At 41.3% G+C, this 276-nt stretch carries 1 protein-coding gene; it reads right to left on the bottom strand.

The window, feature by feature from the left end:
• Window positions 1–276: MarR family winged helix-turn-helix transcriptional regulator (locus AAEY99_RS21395; protein WP_351011973.1), on the bottom strand; the 276-nt coding region annotated here is incomplete at both ends.

Here is a 276-nt window from a genome sequence, read left to right as displayed (position 1 = left end):
CAAAATAGTTGAGCGCTTATCAAGCTCACATTGCGTTTTAATAATGAGTCCTTTTTCTTCAAGTCGGTTTAATAAGCGGCTCATAGCGCCACGATCATAAACCATATATTCGCAAAGTCCTGCAAGCGTATTAACCGACTCTCTCGCAAGTAGTACAACCACAATATATTGCGCAGAAGTTAAGTCCATAGGAAGTAACTTGGCATCAACATGAATGGCTAATCTCGAACGTAAAAAAGAGACTAAACGCCCCAAATCTTGCTCTGGCGCTAACTC

The organism is Shewanella sp. S1-58-MNA-CIBAN-0166, from assembly GCF_040310085.1.
Lineage (GTDB): Bacteria > Pseudomonadota > Gammaproteobacteria > Enterobacterales > Shewanellaceae > Shewanella.
The sequence above is the reverse complement of the archived record's forward strand: the minus strand, read 5'-3'. Positions and strand labels throughout refer to the sequence as shown.